We start from the raw sequence: 17,313 nt of genomic DNA, 5'->3' as shown, positions 1-17,313 counted from the left end.
TTCCCTCTCAATTTTGACCACGTGGAGTTCTTTTGGCATTGAAATTACTTGTTATGCCCTGAGAAATTGGACCACCATTATTTAGATCAGCAATGATGGCATCCACGGTTACTGTACCATCTCCACTACTCGTAGCCTGAGCATCAAATGTGGCTCCCGTCATATTCTGAACGTTGATTATGACGTTCACACCTCCGCCAGCATTCATCTCCTTATTGCTGATCACCCTGCCGTTGTCGCCCGGTATCATGTACTGCTTACCGGTGCTGGACTGGTATATCTCCGGCTTCCCTCGCTCACCGACCTGATAAAGACCCCCTGCATTCACCGGGCCGCCATTGTAACGCATGCCAGTGAGAGCTAGTCCAGAAGCAAGACCTACCGTTGAAGTAATCCCTGCAGCAGCAGGCGCAGCATTCCCGCCAAGAGTTGCCAGAGAAGCCATTGCAGCAGCCGGTGCCCATGCCGAAGAGACAAGAGCGGCCTGGGCAATTGAAGCGGCAGATGAAGCTGCGCCAATTGTCTGGCCTATAATCATGTTCTTGAGGGCTTCTACACCCATTTGAACCATGCTGTTAATCACGCTGTTCAAAATGGTATTACCCAGAGATCGAAGCGCCTCCTGAGCGCTCATCGTTCCAGTGAGAAGGCCTGTCAGGGCGTTTGAAGCGTTGCCAGCAAATGCATCAACTGCACTCGTTAGCATGTTGTAGCCAAGGCTCTGCTGACTGAGAAGCTCCCACTGTGCGGCAGTTCTTTGCTGCTCATACTGCGTATCGGCAGCATTTTTGAGGGCTAATGCATTCTGGTGAGCCAATAAACCCTGCTGCTCGAACTGTTGGATAAGGGCCAGTTGCTGTGCGTGCTGATTAGCTAATTGCTGCACTGGATCAACCTGTGCAACAGCCTCCTGCTGCGGGGTTACAACCTGTTGAGCTCGTATCTTCGCCAAATTCGCCTGATGATTGGCCTCAAGCCTCTCAGCAGTTTTGTCGTACTGCTCCTGGCTAATCTTCTTGGCCGCCAAAGCGGTTTTGAGGTCATCAACATCTTGCTTATAGCTGGCGTTTTCGCGCGCTTCTGGTAGAAGCTTTTGCGCGGCAGCCTCGGCCTTGATGGCATTGGCCGTATCCCATTTTGTAGCGGCGTACTGAGCAGCCAGCGCCAGTTGTTCTTTAGTTGCTCCTTTTCCGAGAGACTGCTGAGCATTCAGGATCGCCTGCTCGCGGCTCAACTTATTAGTTGAGTCGGCTGCAAGTTCTGATTGCTGTTTCAGATTCGCCAACTTCTGGGCTATAGACTCAGCTTGGGAGGCACCTTTCTTTTGTTCTGACTTAAGGGCCTTTTGCGCCTCCGTATTTTTGTACGTAGCGGCAGCATCATCTTCCATCTGCTTGGCGTGCGGATCATCCTTCGCAAATCCGGCATCTTCTGCAGCGTATTGTGCCTGCAGCCGTGCTCGGGCCTCGCCCTGCAACTTCGAGAGTGCCAGGTTGCGCTCGGACTGTTTGATCAGGTTCTTCTGGCCAGAAGTAAGGTTATCGACCTCTTTTTTCATCCCGGACAGATTGATTTGAGCCTCGCCAGCGACTCGAACGAGTTCTGTGAGCGGACCAAGGAACGTTCTGATGGCATCAGCGCCTGACTTTGTTGAGCTCTCCGTGTTCTGGAGCTCAAGGACCAGCCTTTGCAGCGCTTCAGGCGTAGGATTATTCGCCACATCGGAGAGTTGCTTGCTTAGCTCGAACGCCCGCTGTTCCGACACGCCAAATTTATCTGCAAGTGTGGTAACAGTGTTCTGGATCGCGTTAGCGTTAACGGTGAATTTCGCCCCGGCGTTCCTTGCCTGCTCCATGGCTACAGAGTAGGTGTCAGCTGTTACACCGACTGTCGAAAGGTTTTTGTTGAATTCATCAATCGACGCAATACCGCCAACGAAAGAGGTTTTCAGCTTGTCGGTGAAGCCAACGATGGAGCTGGAGGCGTCGTTGATTGATTTAGGGATCTTCGCTATGGCAGCGTTGTACTCAATCATTGCCTGATTTCTCAGGATGGTTGCTGCCTCTGCGTTGGTTCTTGCCAGGTTGGCGTACTTATCTGACAGTGCGGCCACGCCATTCTGAGAGATGGTGATCACCTTACCCATCGCTTCAGCTGCGTCTTTAAGTGCGTCCATGGCGTTTTTACCGCCATTCAGCGAAGTAATCAGCACGCCAGCAAGAACTGAACTAAGCGCTATTATGGCGCCAACCACGGCACCGCCAGGGCCAAATGCACCAGCAAGCTGAGACCCCTGCTGAGCGAACGCCACCAGAGCAGACTGCCCACCCTGCACCTGCACAATGAAGTCCTGAACCTGGTACCCGGCCTGCTGCATGCTGGTTTTCCAGCTGCCAGTGCCTTTTGCGCCATTTTCAACGCCAGTCTTCATGTCATACAGACGACCGGTCAGCTCTCCGATCTTCTGCTTTTCTTCATCTGTTGCTTTTGAACCGGCGCGGAGCTGTGCGGCAAGGATAGCGGCACTACGAGCACCATTCTCCTGCGCCTCATCTAGTACAGCAAGCTGGTTCCCCAGCGCCTCGATGATGGATTCAGCACGGCTGAATTCACTACTCGCGCCGCCAGTACCGCTGCGGGCCTCTTCCATAGCGCGTGCAATGCCGCTCACGTTGGTGTTCAGCTTCCGCAGCTGGTTATCCATGGAGTTGGCGTAGCCAGCCAATTCAGTAAACGCAGACCCTGTTTGAGCCGTGCTCTGGTCGAGGTTATCCATTCCCTTTCCGGACTGCTGGGCTGCAGCATCCAGTTTATCCAGAGCATCAATGGCCTGTTTCCCGCCCTGAAGCAGCGGCTCAACGTCGGCGCTGATTTCATAAACGATGCTACCGGCGTTCTTCTCACCTGCCATGTCATTCTCCGGTTATTGCTTAGCTTTTGCCCTGCGTGCGGCCTGTTTAGCCAGGTACTCGTCGGCGATGCTGTCGTACTCTTCGCGAGTGAATCCTTTCTGGTCCGGGTATTTCGCCGCCAGCAGCATTTGAAATTCGGTCATCGTTAACTGAGAGGCTTCTGCACGGTTTATGCCGAAGTGGCTACGTGCTGCGCTGATGTAGTCGAAGGCTTTGAACTCAGTAGTGCGCTCGCCTGTTTCGTGGCGCTGCAACTGGCGAACCTTTGCCTTTCCGACGATACCGTGCTGCATCAGGTGTTGTGCCAGCACAATGATGTCGTTCTTTGGCATCTGGCCCGGGCGGTAGACGACGCAGTGCCGCCACCCTTTCCACTCACCGATCATTGGCGTCAGGTCGTCATCGCAGCATGCCTGCAGCACCAGCATGCACGTTGATAACAGCTTCTCAGCGGCGCGATTGAAGGATGGGTGTAGCCAGGTAGGGAAGCGCCCCAACGTGCCAGCGCACACCTCAATCAACTGAGCGACATCATTGCCGTGGATGGTGGCGTATGCCTGCACAATCTCTTCGGGAGTGCCGATCCTCGTCATGGCCTCGAATGAAGGCCGTAGCAGGTAATCTTTCCCGCCTTCGCGGCTGTCGCTGATAGAGAGTTCGCCAATATCGGTTAAAGCGGTCATAGGCCTTCCAGTAAACGGTCATTATCAAGGGCAGCACGCCGCCCTTTGGAATGTCCGTTAGGTAACGGTAACCGTATGCACGGCCACAAAGTTGCCGTCTTCGGTGTTGATGATGATCTGCGCGCTGCCGGTGGCAACGCGATTCACCGTGACGGTGGTGCCGGATGCTGTAGCAGTGGCTTTGGTTGGATCGGTTGATGCAACGGTGAAGTCTTTATTGGTTGCGCCGGTTGGTGCGATATTCACCGTGAATGTGCTGGTACCGCCAGCCGCGCCGGTGCTGGTTGCCGGGGTTACAGTTACGCCAGTCACCGCAACCGCAGTCAGTTCGTTCACTTCGATGGTGGTTGCATCGCCGACTTTGAACTCGGTGGAGAACGTGACGATGTCATTGGTGCCGCCGTCAGAGCTCAGCGCCGTGATGTTCATGTAGCCGACGAATTCGACCGGACCGTAATCCATTCGAACCCACATACCAGGCTGGCGCTTGGCCTTCAGCTCGTCAGCGAAATACTTGATGAATTTGCCGACACCGTACTGATCCAGCTTGTCCTTCTTGCGCACCTCACCTTCAAAGCTCAGGGTGAAGTCACTGTTGGTGATGATGGTCTCGACATAGCCGCCGCCGTCATCCGCATCAGAGGTAACCGAGTTAGGGTTGAAGTCGAAGCCCTTCGACGTACCAGCGGCCAGCGCCATCCACTCACCTTCGAGTGGCTTGACGTCCGGGCAGCCATCGGCGACTTCCAGCACGACCGCACCGCCGAACAGGCGCTCGTTCGAGTTCTGGCAATTAGCCATGTGAAACTCCTCTTTGACGTATAAAAGAAAACCCGCCGGAGCGGGTTATTTGGTTGGGAATGGCTATTCGCCGTAAGTGCAGGCGAACTGGAGTCGGAAGACTATTCGCCCTTCTTCTGTAAGCACCGGCGCGGGAATTGCGCCCATGTTCTGGATGTAGCCGACGCACTCATCAGCCATGGGGTTGGCCTGGACGTAATCGACGATGCGCTGCACGGCATTGAGCGCGTCTTTGCGCTTGTCCTTCGCACCGACGACGTCGACCAGGACGTGATACTCAGAACCGAGATCGGTGCGGATATTTGACCCGCCGTTTGGCCTGAAGACAATTATGGCTTTAGCCAAGTCCTTTGGGTCGTCGTACATCAACTGCTGCACCGTGAATCCGGTCGTTAGCCCGGCGTCGACGAACATATTGCGCACCCGCTCGTGCATCATTGGCGTCATAACGAAAGCTCCTTGCGCATCACCGCGTCAACGTTATCGCGCTCGTCATTCGCGCCTTTAACCAGGAATTGCGGTTCGCCGTGAGGGTCCCAGTAGTTGCCCTTTCCGGTCCCGCCGCCGAACTCTTTCGGTTTCTGCGGGCCGAACTCAGACCGGTTGCTGGTCACGCCGAAGTGCGCGCGCGGCTGGCCTTTCAGCTTTCCTGACGCTTCGTGCACATACGCAGCATAGTTGGCTGAGTAACCGACTCGCCCGGTGATGAGAACCCCGCCAGCGTCGATTTCGCGGAACTGGCTATTAATAAGCGTTGAGCTGTCGATCGGGGTGTAATAGGCCGCCCGGGTACCGATAAGCATCATCGCTGACTGCAACGCGCGAATTACCTTGCGGCCCTTAACGTCGTTGATGACATCGTTCAGGTGCTCCTTCGCCTGGCTGATGCCCTTCACTTTGATGCCCATGGCTACACTCCTGTAATTATCGCCCAGTCATCTTCGAGACCGTCGAGAGTATCGTTCCAGCGCGTCACGTGACGCACCTCATCGGCACCGGCCACGACCGGGTCTGGTTCAGTGCTCACACCAATCAGGATGTAATCGCCCTCATCTGCCAGAGCGTAAGCCGTGAAGAAGGTGTTTTTTACTACAACCTCTTTACCGATGGAGCCTAGCTTTGCAGACAGGCCGCCGATGTAGTCGCACATGATGGTTTCAGGCGGTTCGTATGGGTCGACAGGATCGCCCCACTCGTCATTACCGCCAGCACCCTTACGCCATATCGTGCATGGCTTGTTGTATGACCATGAAGCAGTAGACGACATCAGCCCTCCTTCCAGCGCAGCACCTTCGCGCCAGTCGCCCGGATACGCTCACAGTTGATGAACCACTCGCCGTCCGATTTCACGTAGCCGGTAGTCTCCCGCCCGGTGTCGGTCATCACCCAGACGCGGGTGAATGAGCGCGGTAGCCCGTGCTTAACTGATTTGTACGTCATCAGCAGCCCCCAACCACCATGAACAAGCCGACACTATTACCAGCGCTGATCGGCAACTCTCCGGTGCAGCCGCTGGTATCGAGCCTGGCCAGCGAATCGCGCAACCAGGTAATGCTGTCGTCGCCATATTCAAACGAGCGGGACGCGCCAGACGGCGCACCCTGTGATTTGATGCGGCGCGCGCCTGACGACGTAGCCATAAGCGCGGCGGCGTACATCAGGATCAGCTTCGCGGTGCAGTCATCGTATCCAGCGCCATCGAGGCACGGGATAATCTTGTTTACCGCGCAGAGAATCGGATCCAGCAACGCCATGGGAATGGTGTAACCCAATTCACCGAGGAACGCCTGCACGTCTGCCGCTGTGATTGGGTCAGCCATGGTTATTTCGCCTTCTTGGTTGCTTCCGCCAGTGCGGCTTCTGCCTCTTCAGCGCGTTTGTTCGCCGATTCCAGCTCAGCCGCATGCGCCTGCTTCAGCTGCTCAAGGGCATCAGCATGCTCTTTGTCTTTTGCATCAGCGTCTGACTGCGCCTGCTTCAGCTGCTCAAGGGCATCATTGAGTTTTGACTGCAAATCAGATGCACCGGATGCCACAGGCGCAGATGATGTCGCCACTTCAAAGACGAGCTTCTCCCCCTTCTTATCAGTTGATTTTTCCGCCTTACCCTGCTCGATCCACTTTTCAGCGATCGAGTCATCGACGTCATAAACCTGTCCAGCCTCCAGCTTTTGAAGGCTGGCACCGGCAAAGAGGTTTGCTACCAATACCTTTACGAGTGCCATGTTGTTTCCTTAGCTCGAAGCGTGAATAACAGAGTAGTGGCCGTTGATGTCCTGCTTGACCATCAGGCCAGCAGCTCCCCAGGTACGCCAAACGTAATCTGAGTTGTAGAACTGACGCGGATCGGCGACGGTGCCGAACGCCTGACCGACGATAGGAGCAATCACGCCAGCCTGCAGCGGTACGATTACGATTTCGTTTCCGGTCAGCTCAGCATCTTCTTTGATTGCCGCGATGCCTGACAGTTTGGAGATCTCTTCCAACACAGTGCGGAGCGAGTTCACATCGAAATACTGTTCCCAGTTGGACATGATTTCGCTGGAGACGTACCACGTTTGCTGGCCGTACTGCATGTTTTGCAGCTTGAGGACATCACGCAGGGCGATTGCCGCGGCACGCATGGCTTTCGGGTCTGTGCTGGTTGCAAAGTTAACGGTCAGTGTCACCTGCGCCACGCGCTCATCGTGACGTAAACCCTTCCATGTCTTGTCATCGAATTTGATGTAGTTACCAGCCGCATCACGGAATCCTTCCCAGATGTAGTCCACATACTGGCGACGCACATCATCAACAGATCCGGCCTGAGCATCCGCCAGGGATGAGAGCGCGGAGCCTTTGTTGAATACCGGGTCACGCCAGTTGAACTTAAAGCCGCTGTCGTGGATCGGCACCATGGTGCCATCGAAGGTGTAAGACTTCGCATCCAGCGCAGCACCAATCTGACCGGACATTGAGGTGTGCGCCCAGCCACGGCCGCCGGTGCGAGCGTATTCGTACACAGACTCTTCAAGACGAACAGAACGAGACAGAGGCATCAGGTCGTTCAGCAGCGTGAATTCGGTGTTCGGTTCGAATTGCTTCAACACGGTCTGGTCATAGGCCTTGTAAAGACGACGGATATCGTCGACTGCGTTGACGGCGTTGAGCTCTGGTGTATCTTCTGCATCGCCCCGCCATTTAGTGCGTGCAATGAAATCAGCGGCAGCCTGAGCGCTGGCATTGCGCGCGGCGGAGAGTTTTTTGAATTGAGAGGAGTTAACCTCGAGGTTCCCGGTTTCAGTAGCCTGCTTAGTGGAGAATACAAACATTCAGGTGCTCCTTATTTAATGACCACGCGCAGGAGGTCACCTGCCGTTGCAATGGTGTATGAGCGGTCTTCTTCTACGTAGCAGCGGACTGATTCATCAGTACCGACAGCTTTAACTCGACCGTTGGCCACAGAGAGCGGCTGCCCCTTTGTGTAAGTGCCTGCTGCAGCTGGAACGTTGAAGAAAACGCCTGGGGTTGGGTGAAAAGCAACAACCCAGTCGCCAGCCTTGATGACGTCGTCTACGGTTTTGCAACGCAGGTAGTCATAGTTGGCTACGTAGAGGATCGCGGCTTCATTACCATCCACGGAGGCGGTGAATTTCTTCGTGGTATTGTCGAAGAAACCAATCGTCCCGGGAGGGGTATCAGCGGCTGCAGCACCTTCACGGTGAAGCTGTGGGTTTGCGAAGATACCGCCCGCGTGAATTACGTGTTTTCCGTCTTTAGCCATTTTTTACTCCGGCATTTCGCTGACTGATTGGGTGTTGGTTGCCTGGTGGCGGAATGCACCGTTCAGGCCGAAAGAGGTCTGGCACTTGGCGTACATAGCATCAAGCGCTTTGCCGTCCAGATCTGCGACTTCTTCATCGCTCATGTTCATCGCCAGCTTCACAGCCGCGCGCTTTTCGCCTTTCTCTTTGTCGGCGTTCGCGTTCAGGCTGTTAACGACGGTGTCCACGCGATCGGCAAGCTTCTGCGCCCACGCTGGCATCTCTTCGTTATTGATGGCCTGCTCTTTCTTCTTGGGCTTGCCGGTTTCCGGGTCGATTTCTTCATCGCCTTTTTTCTTGGCGGTGGCTTCTTCGGCCTTCATCTGGTTGTATGCATCCATCAGCTCGGCGTCGGACTTGCCTTCAGTCGGCTTACCAGCGGCTTGCAGCGCATTGATAATCAGTTCTTTCATCGGATCGTTCTCTCCGTTGGTTTTAATCTCGTACTCAATGGGTTTGCGCACGACTTCTACAGGTTCGCCGACGAACACGGCTTTGCCGTCGTCATCGATGAGGTACTTCTGCTTCAGGTATTTGGTGTCATTGCGGTAGATGAAGTTGTCCGGCCACACCGTTTCAGGCCAAAGCCACTTATCTTCGGTGTCACCCTCGCGCAGCTTGTCGCTGATAGCGCGGGAGATGTCGTCGAAGGAGAAGTTAGAGGCATTGGTGAAGAAGAATTTGGTCTTGTTGATCAGACCGTCGCGGGTGCAGTCGATACCATCGGCCAGGCGGGCAACCTCAATCTGTTGCTCATCACCTTCTGAGTTAACGAAGATGCCCACGCCCTCTTCCGGCGTTCCGGCTCCAGGCTCATCAAGCAGTACCGCCACATGGTCAAACATCATGTTGGTGGCGATTTCGTTGTACTTTTTTCCCTTCGACTCGCCGTTGGCGGCGATACCGGAATACAGCAGGCCGGTGGAGATGTGGATCGGATCGGAATTGGTGCCGGCCAGCATCTCGTCCAGGCGGTTAATCAGGCGCTTGCCCTTCTCGCTGGATTCGGCGTACTGGCGGTTAACGTACATGTCGCCAGTCACCTTCCCACCTTCGTGGCTGACGTTCTGCAGCCAGGCCCCGACGTGGTACTCATTCACCGCCCGGACATCGCGCGCAGAAACATGCTTGCCGTCCACTTTCGGGTGGCCCAGCGGCATCGGGTTACGCTCGAGCGTGTTGTAGGCCTTTTCGATTTCTGCTGCCGGGTACAACTTCCGGTTCATCACGATATCGTCCACGACTGGCGTGATGCCGCGAACCACGATATGTGGCTTGCCGTCGATGGTTTCAGTGGTGATGTTTGAAGCGGAGTTGACGACGGTCAGCACGTTAACGCGGTTGCGTTTCATGCTGGGTCCTCATTGGTGGATTTCAGGCAATAAAAAAGGCCGCCGTGGCGACCTTGTTATTATTTTTTAAAGCTTACTAGTTCAATCCCTTCTTTGGGGTATCGTTTCTTTAATTCAGCAATTAATGCTGATTCTGTGTCACCGTTAATCGTCAGAAAAGCTATGTGCGCTCGGTACTTAGCTTTAGTGACTGGCTGCACTCTATCAAAGCGAATATCTTTAAATTTTGATTGCATGTCATTTTCCATTTGATTAAGGAGTCGTTAATTAATAACGGCAAAAATAACATGAACTTTATTGATTATTTACCCCAGTCTTTTCTCTCTTTTGCAAGCTTATCAGCCAGCCCCTCGTTGAAGATGCTGCCGTCGTCGTTGAGCAGCACCGGAATCTGGCTGCAGTAGCAGTTGTACCGGTTGCCGTTCTCGGCGTAGAAGTCCCGCACCTCTTCGGTGGTGTAGACCTTACCATGACGGCTGGCGTGCCAGGTGCGCGTCGTCGGCTTGAGCGCTGACAGCCACAGCAGCCCGGTATTCAGCCCAATCCTATCAGCAGCCCAGTCCGTTTCATTCCATTGCGCCTGCCGCAGCGCGCCTACCTGCTCAGTCTGAGCGATGGTCTTTGCCTTCGACATCGACACATCGAGGCGCTTGCTGATGACGCTGGCCGTTTCGCGAGGATTCACGCCGCGCGCAACCGCGTCAGTGATGATGTTTGTTAAATCGCCACGGGCGGTGTCGCTGATGACCTTCCAGTCACTGAACGTTGTCAGCCTGGCAGCCGCTATCTGGTTCAGATAACCCGGACTGCTTAAAATCTGCTGTAGCGTCGTCTGACTGGCGTACACCTGCGACTGCTGCGAGAGGTTATTGAATGCCTCCAGCGTGCCGCGCTGAGCTTCTGCGACGACGAAATCCATGGCCCACAGGTTTTTCTCGCCACCATCCAGCAGGTAATCATCCAGAATCGACTGCACCACTTCCAGCAGGTCAGCCAGCTCCTGCGCCGACATGTCGTAGATGAACTTGCCTGCGTTGACCTGGTAGAGCCGAATATCCTCGCCGTTGTCGTGGCAGAGGAAGTTCCAGTTATGGCTGTTTACCTCGCGCTCTCGCCCTGTCAGGCGCTGGTCGAACAGAGCTTTCAGCGCGCGCTTGATGCCGAGATACCGTTCCTCGATATCCCGGAACATCGCGGTTACCTGCTTTGCCGATCGGGTCGGGTCAACCTTGCTGCGCGGAACTATCGGCAGCCCCACCTTTGCCGTCTGTTCTGGTGTCATCGGCCAGTGGATCATCGGTAGTCACCTTCTCGTCCGGTTTTGGTGGTTCTTTTGGCTCCGGCAGCGGGTCAAGCCCAACAACTTCTCGCAGCTCATTGGCTGTAATCGGCGCCTCGCCGCCATAGAAGCCAGTGGTTTTCTGCACAATGTCGGCAAGTTTCGAAGCGTTCTCGATCTTCTCTTTCTCGCCTGGCGCCAGCAGGTCGCTCCATGAGATGGTGACCTCGCCTTTGGTCGGCGGGTCGATAATCCCCAAAGTCCAGAAGCGTTCCAGTAGCGCGGTAATGCGATCTGTCAGGAAGCCATTTCGGCGCGTGTTTCGTCGGATAGCCCAGTCCGTTTTATCCTCATCGCTCGCCAGCCGACCGGTCTGCTGACCGAACAGGATGGTGAACGGGATTTGCACGGAGGCTGCCAGTTCGTTAGCAGTGACTTCCCAGGTCGGGCCCGGGTCGCCCGGCGTAACACTCAGAACGCGCATCTGCCCGGCCTGCATCACGGCGGCAGCATCGGTGCCACGGTTAAGCTTGTTGACCTTGTCGCCCATCGCTTCGCCGAGATCTGCATAGCCAGCCTTCTTAGCCTGGTCTGCCAGCGTGTTCATGTCGGTTTCTTTGCTGAATTCGACGGCGATCTGACGGCTGGCGTTCTTCAGGAAGCCCTCGGCACCACCGCCAGAAATCTTCTCGATATCCAGGCCTTTGTTGAAACCGGCCTCCAGCAACGGGATACCGGACAGCAGGTTGTCGTCTTCAGAGCCTTCGCAGAACAAGATAACGCGGCTCGGGTGTACCGGTTCTCCGCGCATCGGACCGACAAAAGGCTCATCACCGACCGGCTGCTCGTTGAAGTTGAACATCTTCGGCTGACCGAACGTTTCTGACTGACGGTCGTTATCCCATTCAGCGACGGTTAACTGCGGCTCCCACACAGGGATAAGTTTTACCAGCGCTGACTCGCCGAGTCGTTTTACTAAAGCAGTGTCGACTTCCTGATCCCAGCTCCGATTGTCTTTGACCTGCAGCAGCAGTGCGGAGTAACGCCCGACCATATTGCGGCGGTCGGCATCCTTCACCTTTGGCCACCATTTCTTCATGAACTTGGTGACGTTCTTTTCCCAGGAGTTTGTTTTCTTCGCCTCCTGCGCTTCATCACCGTCAACTATGACCGGATAGTCCTGCCAGCAACCTTCCAGCAGCCGATGCACCACAGCGAAGCCAGCGGCGTTGCGGCGGTACATGTTATAGAAGTCGTTGAAGGTGATCGTGCGCGGGTAGCCAAATTCCTGGTAAAGAGTAGGGCGCTTCGTGTTCCCGCCACCGATGCCGATGGCGTTCAGGTAATTCGCTCGCCTCATTTCAGTGGCGAGGTTGTTCACAGCCATCTGAAGGCCGTTATCTTGTTCGCTCACTGGCGATGCTCCTTAGAAGAATACTGCGCCGACTTGCGCTTTGTGCTTGATGTACCCGTCGAGACCGTACCGGACGCCATCCCAGCAGTGGTTATTTTTGTCTTCAATAACCGGCAAGACTTCGCCAGTGATACGGTCTGTTTTGTACGAGTAAAGCCGTGCCTCTTTAGCTGTTTCTTTGCAGCGAGGATGGATTATGATCTTCTTAAACCCACGTAGGCAGGTGATGCCGTCCTCTACGCTACCCTGCCACTTCTGAGCGGCGGAGATATTGAACCCCTGCCCTTTGATGTGGCTGATAGTCTCAGGGCGAGAGTTGTCGGCTTTGATAGGCCATTTGCGCGCTTCAGGGATACCTGGGAATTTGGCCTCATCGGTAACCTTCCAGTCTTCAAGCTGTTTAGGCGTGGCATCTGTTTTCCCGGCGTAGAACTTCCACATGTCGTCGAGCTCAACGCCGTTCCCGTAAGCCTCGTATTCGATGTAGAGGTTGTTATCCAGGATGAACATGCGAATGAGCGTGCTGGGGTCCTTCGCGAATCCGAAGTCGGCGCCGAACAACAAGCGCTCTGATTTCTGCCAGAGATCGTCTTCGAAGCTCTGCACGACGTATTTGTTTGCCAGCACCTGCTTGTCGGAGTTTTCGAGATAAGCGCCTTCCCAGATCCACGCATAGTCTGCGTAATCGAGGTTTGCCAGGTCTTCCTGCCTCTCCTCCTCGAGCACTGTAGGGAACCATGGATTGTCAACATAGTTCATCTCGACAATCATCGAGCTTTTTGGCGGGTTCTTTCTGAAGAGCTTATCGGTGGCGCTGCCGTCCTTCTCCGGGTTCCAAGTGACCCAAATCTCTGAGCCTTCCTCTCGAACTGTCGGGCGAAGTTTTTTCCATGCAGTAGAGGATACCGACTCGGCCTCATCAACCCAGGCCACAAGAATTCGTGCTTTGGATTTGATGCTGTCCAGATTATGGCGAAGACCACAGAATACGTAGCTGACTCTGCGGTTCTTTGTTCGGATGTATTTCTCGCCAATGTCGAAGTATTCATCAAGCCACGGTACAGAGCGAATAGCCTGCTTCACCTCCTCCATGGAGGATTCTTCCAGCGAGTTCATATATTCGCGGGCGCAAAGGATTACTCCGCTGATATTGGCCTCTGCCGCCTGGTAAGCCTTTACGGCAGTCATTAGTGCAAACGTGCGAGTCTTTGCGGAACCGCGCCCACCGTGAGCACCACGATAGCGGATGCCTTCTGTCGCGAATACGGGTACTAACTTGGCCGGTATCTGGAGGTCAACTTGGCTTTCCATTGTCTGAGTCAACTCCTACCAGGCGAATTGTCGTCGGTCTCGGTGACATGCTGCCGTCCGGGCTGGTGTGCTCGACCTTCTGTTTGTTGCTGTACGCGTCGCCAACCTCTTTGGCGGCCTGCTCCATCAGAGAAGCAGCCAGAGCCATGTTTCGCATGCCCTCAGCCTTCGTCATCATCCGGTCAAGCGCGCGGAGACGATATGCCTTGTTGGCGATTGGGATGTCGCTTAATTCGGTCTGGAAGCGCTTACGGGTTTCGTGAAAGAGCTCAACCCATTTCTGCGCCAGCCCCCTGCCGTTTGCTTTCGTCGGGTCGTGAGATTCGACCTGCTGCCGAGTGATGCTCAGGCCAAATTCTTTTTTGACCAGCTCTACCACCTGGGATGGAGTATCGAAGCAGGCAAGAGACTGAACGATGAAGGCTTTGACCTCACCTTTCAGTGTCGCCATAGATTACCTGCCTGTCATAATCAGTCATATTGTTAGGCCAGCTTTAGCATGCATGTACCGCATGACCTGGCTATATCGATGTGAGCCACTTCTGCTGGCGCATTGGCCGCATCAACGAGCTCCTGTACTTCTTTGCTGGCACCGTATCGACGTACGACACCAGTGAATTCTTCGACGTCGTGGCCGCGCAGAGTAAGAACTGGCTGCCCGGTCTCTTTGTTGAACTTTGGCGCGCCGAAATCATCGGTCGCCTGGGCAATGTGGTAAAGCTCATGCTCTACCAGTGCGCAGAATTCGAGGTCACTGCATTGTGAGCAGTAATCGGCTGCCAGGGTGATGATGAACTTCGGGATTCGTCCGAACCATTCATACATCTGCTGTTCCATTCTGGCTTTCTGCCAACCACCAGCTCGGAGCATTACCTGTTCGGCCTGACCGAGAACGTAGCGCCCTTTCTTCGCGAATGAGTCAGACGCCCACATGAAGCAGAGATCAGCATCAAGCAGGTGCTCATGGTCAGGGTTATGGATGCTGCCGGTATCGCTGAGGATTTGGCGGTTTATCCACTCATGCACTTCATTGGCGGGAATGAGCCGGGTGTATGGCTGCCAACTCTCGGAGTCGATGAAGTTAACTGGCGGATATGGCCTGCGCTCGTCATCGTTAACCATGGGTTACTCCGCATTAAAGTTGCACCGTATCGCTGGTAACGGTTTCGATTTTGAAACACTTGTTAGTCAGCTAGTCCCAGCGAAGTAAGGCTGACAGCATCAGGACCGGCTTCATGTATGGAAGAAGAGATACTTTTGAGGTGAATGTTACTGTTTTGCTCATGAGTTACTCCGTTACTTGTTCTGCTGGCTGTTCGGTCTGCTGTTCCGGTACCGGCGTGAAATGCACGCGCTTCACATCGGCAGGAGCGAAATACAGCCACTCGCCCGTTTCCGTCGCCAGCGGCACAAAGCCGTTTACCAGCTCAGGCTGACGTCGTGACATCTTGCCCGTGAAGGTTTCGCCTGTTTGGGTGGTTAGGGTGATTTGGTAGATGTCGGACATGGAGAGCCTCTTTATCCGCTTATGGGGTTATTGCCATTACGATGAGAATCCCCATGGGGATGGCAACAAAAAACCGCCCGAAGGCGGCTTTATAATTCACTTAAGCGAGGTCTGAAAGGAAGTGCAACTCGCCATGGATTTCATTGGTTCTGTCACCAACGACATTGCCTTTAAACAAGTACGCCGGGCCATGCTCTTCGATGCGCAACTCAAGATCAACTGGAGAGTGTCCATTAAATGCGTTGGTATCATGCTTATTGTGAGGCACTGACTTCACTTCCGCTGTACTACCGTTGACCTTTCCCTTGTAGTAGCAAACATAATCGCCACCGTTGATACGGCCATCCCTAACAGTCAGAATTCCGTTAAGCATACCGTTACGGTTCACATTGGTATTGAAAATGAGCTTATAAATTCCGTCTTTCATAAACACCCCAAATTTAATGTGACTTATGGCCTCTGAATTATATCACTGGGGCGCATCATTTAGTGTTCCGGAGATTTTCTCTCTTGAAACTTCTATTTTCCTTATTCCTGCCTTATCCAGATTGCACTGCCCCAGAGCCGTATAGAGCTGAGCGTTTAACTCCAGACTTGCCTGCCAAGTGAATGGTACTGTCATTCCGGGAATCGGCGTGTCTGCGGTCAGGTCAGCGCTTATCGGCACCACTGGGGCCGGAACGTAAACTGTCTGCGTATTCCCGCAGGCTGTCAGCAGCGGCAGAAGGAACAAGCTGGTTAGCGCACGGATTGCCTTCAAGCGCCTGCCTGATGTAGACAATGCGCGTCTCGCCTTTTTTGGCCAGTTCGTTCTTTGCATTCTGGGTAGCCTGTGAGATGTCACGGATGATGTTCATCGTGGTGATCACGTTATTGGTGATCGCCTCTGATTTGTCTGCACGGACCGTCGCCTTATCGCGCTGGTCTTTGTAGGTGATGGCGTTGCCGCGGTAGTGGTTAATGGCCCAGGCCATGGAAACCAGCAGGCAGATAACGACAGCGCAGATGATTGCGGTTAATCGGCTCATTTCTGACCCCACTCGCAAACTTCACGCTCAATCTCGCGTCGGGTGATCAGCCCCTTCCACTGCTTACCACCGGCATACGTCCAGCGCTGCAGTTCTTTGCACGCACCCGGAACATCACCGGAGTTCAGCTTCTTCAGCAGCGTCGAGCTGGCAAAAGCACCAGAGCCAACGTTATAGGTGAAGGAGTAAAGCGCGGCGCGGGTTGGCTCAGGGATGCGAACCTTGATCAGCGGGTCGATGGCGTTTGCCACCTTTCGCAGATCTGCCTTAAGCAGGTTGTCACACTCTTTGTCGGTGTATCGGTGACCGCGGCGAATGTCGGTACCAGTGTGCCCATCGCAAACGGTCCAGACGCCGACCACATCCTGATAGGCGTAATAACGCCGCCCTTCCAGCCCATCCGCATTACCCAGCATTACTGCAGCAATGGTGATTGCTCCGGATCCGCCAACAATGGCACCCACCAGCTTATTCCTCAACGTTGGGTTCATCTCGGCTCCTGCTGCGGCGGTTGTCTTCGCGAATCTTGAAATAGAGATTTGTCAGATACGTCAGTACGGCAATGATGATACCCACCAGCACGCCGATAGCGTTCCACTGCTCGGGGCTGTAGGCATTCAGCATGCCGTTGAGGATGCTCCCGGCTGAAGCGCCATAGGCAGCACCAGTGGTTATTTTTTCCATGCGATACATGCTCTCACCTCGCGTTGTTTGCGGGTGCTGTTCGTGTAGTGGGAAAGGCCGTCAGACACGATAGCTACGGGGCATCTGGAATTGATTGTCTGCGGCCTGAATAAAAACCCGGCGACAGGCCGGGAAGATGAGGGTAAGGCAATGTCGGCTCTCTGGCCGAAGGGTCCCAGGTAGTGGGTTTGGTTTGTGGTGGCCGGTGCTGATCTCCGGCTTTCTCTGGCATCGTGTGCCCCAAGACTTTTCTCCAGAGATAGCGCAGTCCTCATTAAGGGGGTGCCGTCTCTAGCGCATCAGCCTGCGCATTCACCACAACGGACAGAGCACTGAGCACTTCGCGCCAACTCCATGCGGCTGCGTGGGTTGGGTTATGAGCCCTTCACGCCAATGCTCTTTCCTGCTGTGTAGAAACGAAAAAGCCCAAGGCGTTAACCTCGGGCTTGAATTTTTTGGCTTCGGAACGACTGAACGGATTCCCAGCGTTAGAGATGAATCTATCCAGTTTTTCCGCGAAATGCAATACCTATTTCCTAT

Annotated in this window: 24 protein-coding genes; all 24 read right to left on the bottom strand. The window is 54.5% G+C overall.

Annotated elements, in window-relative coordinates:
• Positions 1 to 7 precede the first annotated feature (7 nt).
• Positions 8 to 2,911 carry a tail protein (tape measure) gene (locus L3068_RS10835; RefSeq protein WP_236904868.1) on the bottom strand — a complete coding sequence of 968 codons (2,904 nt, stop codon included), beginning with the start codon at positions 2,909 to 2,911 and terminating at the stop codon, positions 8 to 10.
• Between the two features lie 12 nt (positions 2,912 to 2,923).
• Entirely contained in the window at positions 2,924 to 3,595 is a 672-nt protein-coding gene (locus tag L3068_RS10830; protein ID WP_236904867.1) for a DUF6246 family protein, read from the bottom strand.
• 57 nt (positions 3,596 to 3,652) lie between these two features.
• Complete coding sequence (locus L3068_RS10825) at positions 3,653 to 4,396, bottom strand: phage tail tube protein (protein WP_213729796.1); 744 nt, start codon at positions 4,394 to 4,396, stop codon at positions 3,653 to 3,655.
• 63 nt (positions 4,397 to 4,459) lie between these two features.
• A complete protein-coding gene (locus L3068_RS10820) occupies positions 4,460 to 4,843 on the bottom strand; it encodes a phage tail termination protein (RefSeq protein ID WP_047746632.1) in 384 nt (127 codons plus the stop codon).
• Positions 4,840 to 5,304, bottom strand: coding sequence for an HK97 gp10 family phage protein (locus L3068_RS10815; RefSeq protein ID WP_236904866.1), 465 nt, complete (start codon positions 5,302 to 5,304; stop codon positions 4,840 to 4,842). The genes L3068_RS10820 and L3068_RS10815 overlap by 4 nt, the downstream gene beginning before the upstream one ends.
• Before the next feature lie 2 nt (positions 5,305 to 5,306).
• Complete coding sequence (locus L3068_RS10810; RefSeq protein ID WP_023330659.1) at positions 5,307 to 5,663, bottom strand: hypothetical protein; 357 nt, start codon at positions 5,661 to 5,663, stop codon at positions 5,307 to 5,309.
• Entirely contained in the window at positions 5,663 to 5,836 is a 174-nt protein-coding gene (locus L3068_RS10805; protein ID WP_236904865.1) for a hypothetical protein, read from the bottom strand. Before L3068_RS10805 ends, L3068_RS10810 begins: the two co-directional genes overlap by 1 nt.
• Positions 5,836 to 6,216 carry a DUF7370 family protein gene (locus L3068_RS10800; protein ID WP_236904864.1) on the bottom strand — a complete coding sequence of 127 codons (381 nt, stop codon included), beginning with the start codon at positions 6,214 to 6,216 and terminating at the stop codon, positions 5,836 to 5,838. Before L3068_RS10800 ends, L3068_RS10805 begins: the two co-directional genes overlap by 1 nt.
• 2 nt (positions 6,217 to 6,218) lie before the next feature.
• Positions 6,219 to 6,620, bottom strand: coding sequence for a hypothetical protein (locus tag L3068_RS10795; protein ID WP_236904863.1), 402 nt, complete (start codon positions 6,618 to 6,620; stop codon positions 6,219 to 6,221).
• 9 nt (positions 6,621 to 6,629) lie between these two features.
• The gene (locus L3068_RS10790; protein WP_058674561.1) at positions 6,630 to 7,706 is read right to left on the bottom strand and encodes a major capsid protein; all 1,077 of its coding nucleotides are present in this window, start codon (positions 7,704 to 7,706) and stop codon (positions 6,630 to 6,632) included.
• 11 nt (positions 7,707 to 7,717) lie between these two features.
• Positions 7,718 to 8,158: a hypothetical protein gene (locus tag L3068_RS10785; RefSeq protein ID WP_047647778.1), complete on the bottom strand. Its 441-nt coding sequence runs from the start codon at positions 8,156 to 8,158 to the stop codon at positions 7,718 to 7,720.
• A 3-nt stretch (positions 8,159 to 8,161) separates the two neighbouring features.
• The gene (locus L3068_RS10780) at positions 8,162 to 9,550 is read right to left on the bottom strand and encodes a DUF2213 domain-containing protein (RefSeq protein ID WP_117582284.1); all 1,389 of its coding nucleotides are present in this window, start codon (positions 9,548 to 9,550) and stop codon (positions 8,162 to 8,164) included.
• 59 nt (positions 9,551 to 9,609) lie between these two features.
• Positions 9,610 to 9,786, bottom strand: coding sequence for a hypothetical protein (locus L3068_RS10775; protein ID WP_236904862.1), 177 nt, complete (start codon positions 9,784 to 9,786; stop codon positions 9,610 to 9,612).
• A gap of 65 nt (positions 9,787 to 9,851) precedes the next feature.
• Positions 9,852 to 10,847: a phage minor head protein gene (locus tag L3068_RS10770; RefSeq protein WP_236904861.1), complete on the bottom strand. Its 996-nt coding sequence runs from the start codon at positions 10,845 to 10,847 to the stop codon at positions 9,852 to 9,854.
• Positions 10,774 to 12,243 (bottom strand): DUF1073 domain-containing protein, encoded by a 1,470-nt coding sequence (locus L3068_RS10765; RefSeq protein WP_236904860.1) that lies wholly within the window; start codon positions 12,241 to 12,243, stop codon positions 10,774 to 10,776. The genes L3068_RS10770 and L3068_RS10765 overlap by 74 nt, the downstream gene beginning before the upstream one ends.
• 12 nt (positions 12,244 to 12,255) lie before the next feature.
• The gene (locus tag L3068_RS10760; RefSeq protein ID WP_236904859.1) at positions 12,256 to 13,554 is read right to left on the bottom strand and encodes a PBSX family phage terminase large subunit; all 1,299 of its coding nucleotides are present in this window, start codon (positions 13,552 to 13,554) and stop codon (positions 12,256 to 12,258) included.
• Positions 13,538 to 14,005 (bottom strand): DUF2280 domain-containing protein, encoded by a 468-nt coding sequence (locus L3068_RS10755; RefSeq protein ID WP_236904858.1) that lies wholly within the window; start codon positions 14,003 to 14,005, stop codon positions 13,538 to 13,540. Before L3068_RS10755 ends, L3068_RS10760 begins: the two co-directional genes overlap by 17 nt.
• A gap of 32 nt (positions 14,006 to 14,037) precedes the next feature.
• Complete coding sequence (locus tag L3068_RS10750; RefSeq protein WP_236904857.1) at positions 14,038 to 14,676, bottom strand: putative metallopeptidase; 639 nt, start codon at positions 14,674 to 14,676, stop codon at positions 14,038 to 14,040.
• Positions 14,677 to 14,842: 166 nt separating this feature from the next.
• On the bottom strand, positions 14,843 to 15,061 hold the full coding sequence (locus L3068_RS10745; RefSeq protein ID WP_236904856.1) for a hypothetical protein: 219 nt from the start codon (positions 15,059 to 15,061) through the stop codon (positions 14,843 to 14,845).
• Between the two features lie 100 nt (positions 15,062 to 15,161).
• A complete protein-coding gene (locus L3068_RS10740) occupies positions 15,162 to 15,488 on the bottom strand; it encodes a GrlR family regulatory protein (protein ID WP_045135321.1) in 327 nt (108 codons plus the stop codon).
• A gap of 42 nt (positions 15,489 to 15,530) precedes the next feature.
• The gene (lysC, locus tag L3068_RS25415) at positions 15,531 to 15,728 is read right to left on the bottom strand and encodes an Rz1-like lysis system protein LysC (protein WP_420966311.1); all 198 of its coding nucleotides are present in this window, start codon (positions 15,726 to 15,728) and stop codon (positions 15,531 to 15,533) included.
• Positions 15,712 to 16,089: a DUF2570 family protein gene (locus tag L3068_RS10730; protein WP_214602931.1), complete on the bottom strand. Its 378-nt coding sequence runs from the start codon at positions 16,087 to 16,089 to the stop codon at positions 15,712 to 15,714. The genes lysC and L3068_RS10730 overlap by 17 nt, the downstream gene beginning before the upstream one ends.
• Positions 16,086 to 16,580: a lysozyme gene (locus L3068_RS10725; protein WP_116289240.1), complete on the bottom strand. Its 495-nt coding sequence runs from the start codon at positions 16,578 to 16,580 to the stop codon at positions 16,086 to 16,088. The genes L3068_RS10730 and L3068_RS10725 overlap by 4 nt, the downstream gene beginning before the upstream one ends.
• A complete protein-coding gene (locus L3068_RS10720) occupies positions 16,558 to 16,782 on the bottom strand; it encodes a class II holin family protein (protein WP_023622516.1) in 225 nt (74 codons plus the stop codon). The genes L3068_RS10725 and L3068_RS10720 overlap by 23 nt, the downstream gene beginning before the upstream one ends.
• Positions 16,783 to 17,313: the final 531 nt, after the last annotated feature.

This window comes from Enterobacter cloacae complex sp. ECL414 (assembly GCF_021869685.1).
GTDB lineage: Bacteria > Pseudomonadota > Gammaproteobacteria > Enterobacterales > Enterobacteriaceae > Enterobacter > Enterobacter kobei.
This window is presented reverse-complemented; position numbering and strand designations above follow the sequence as displayed.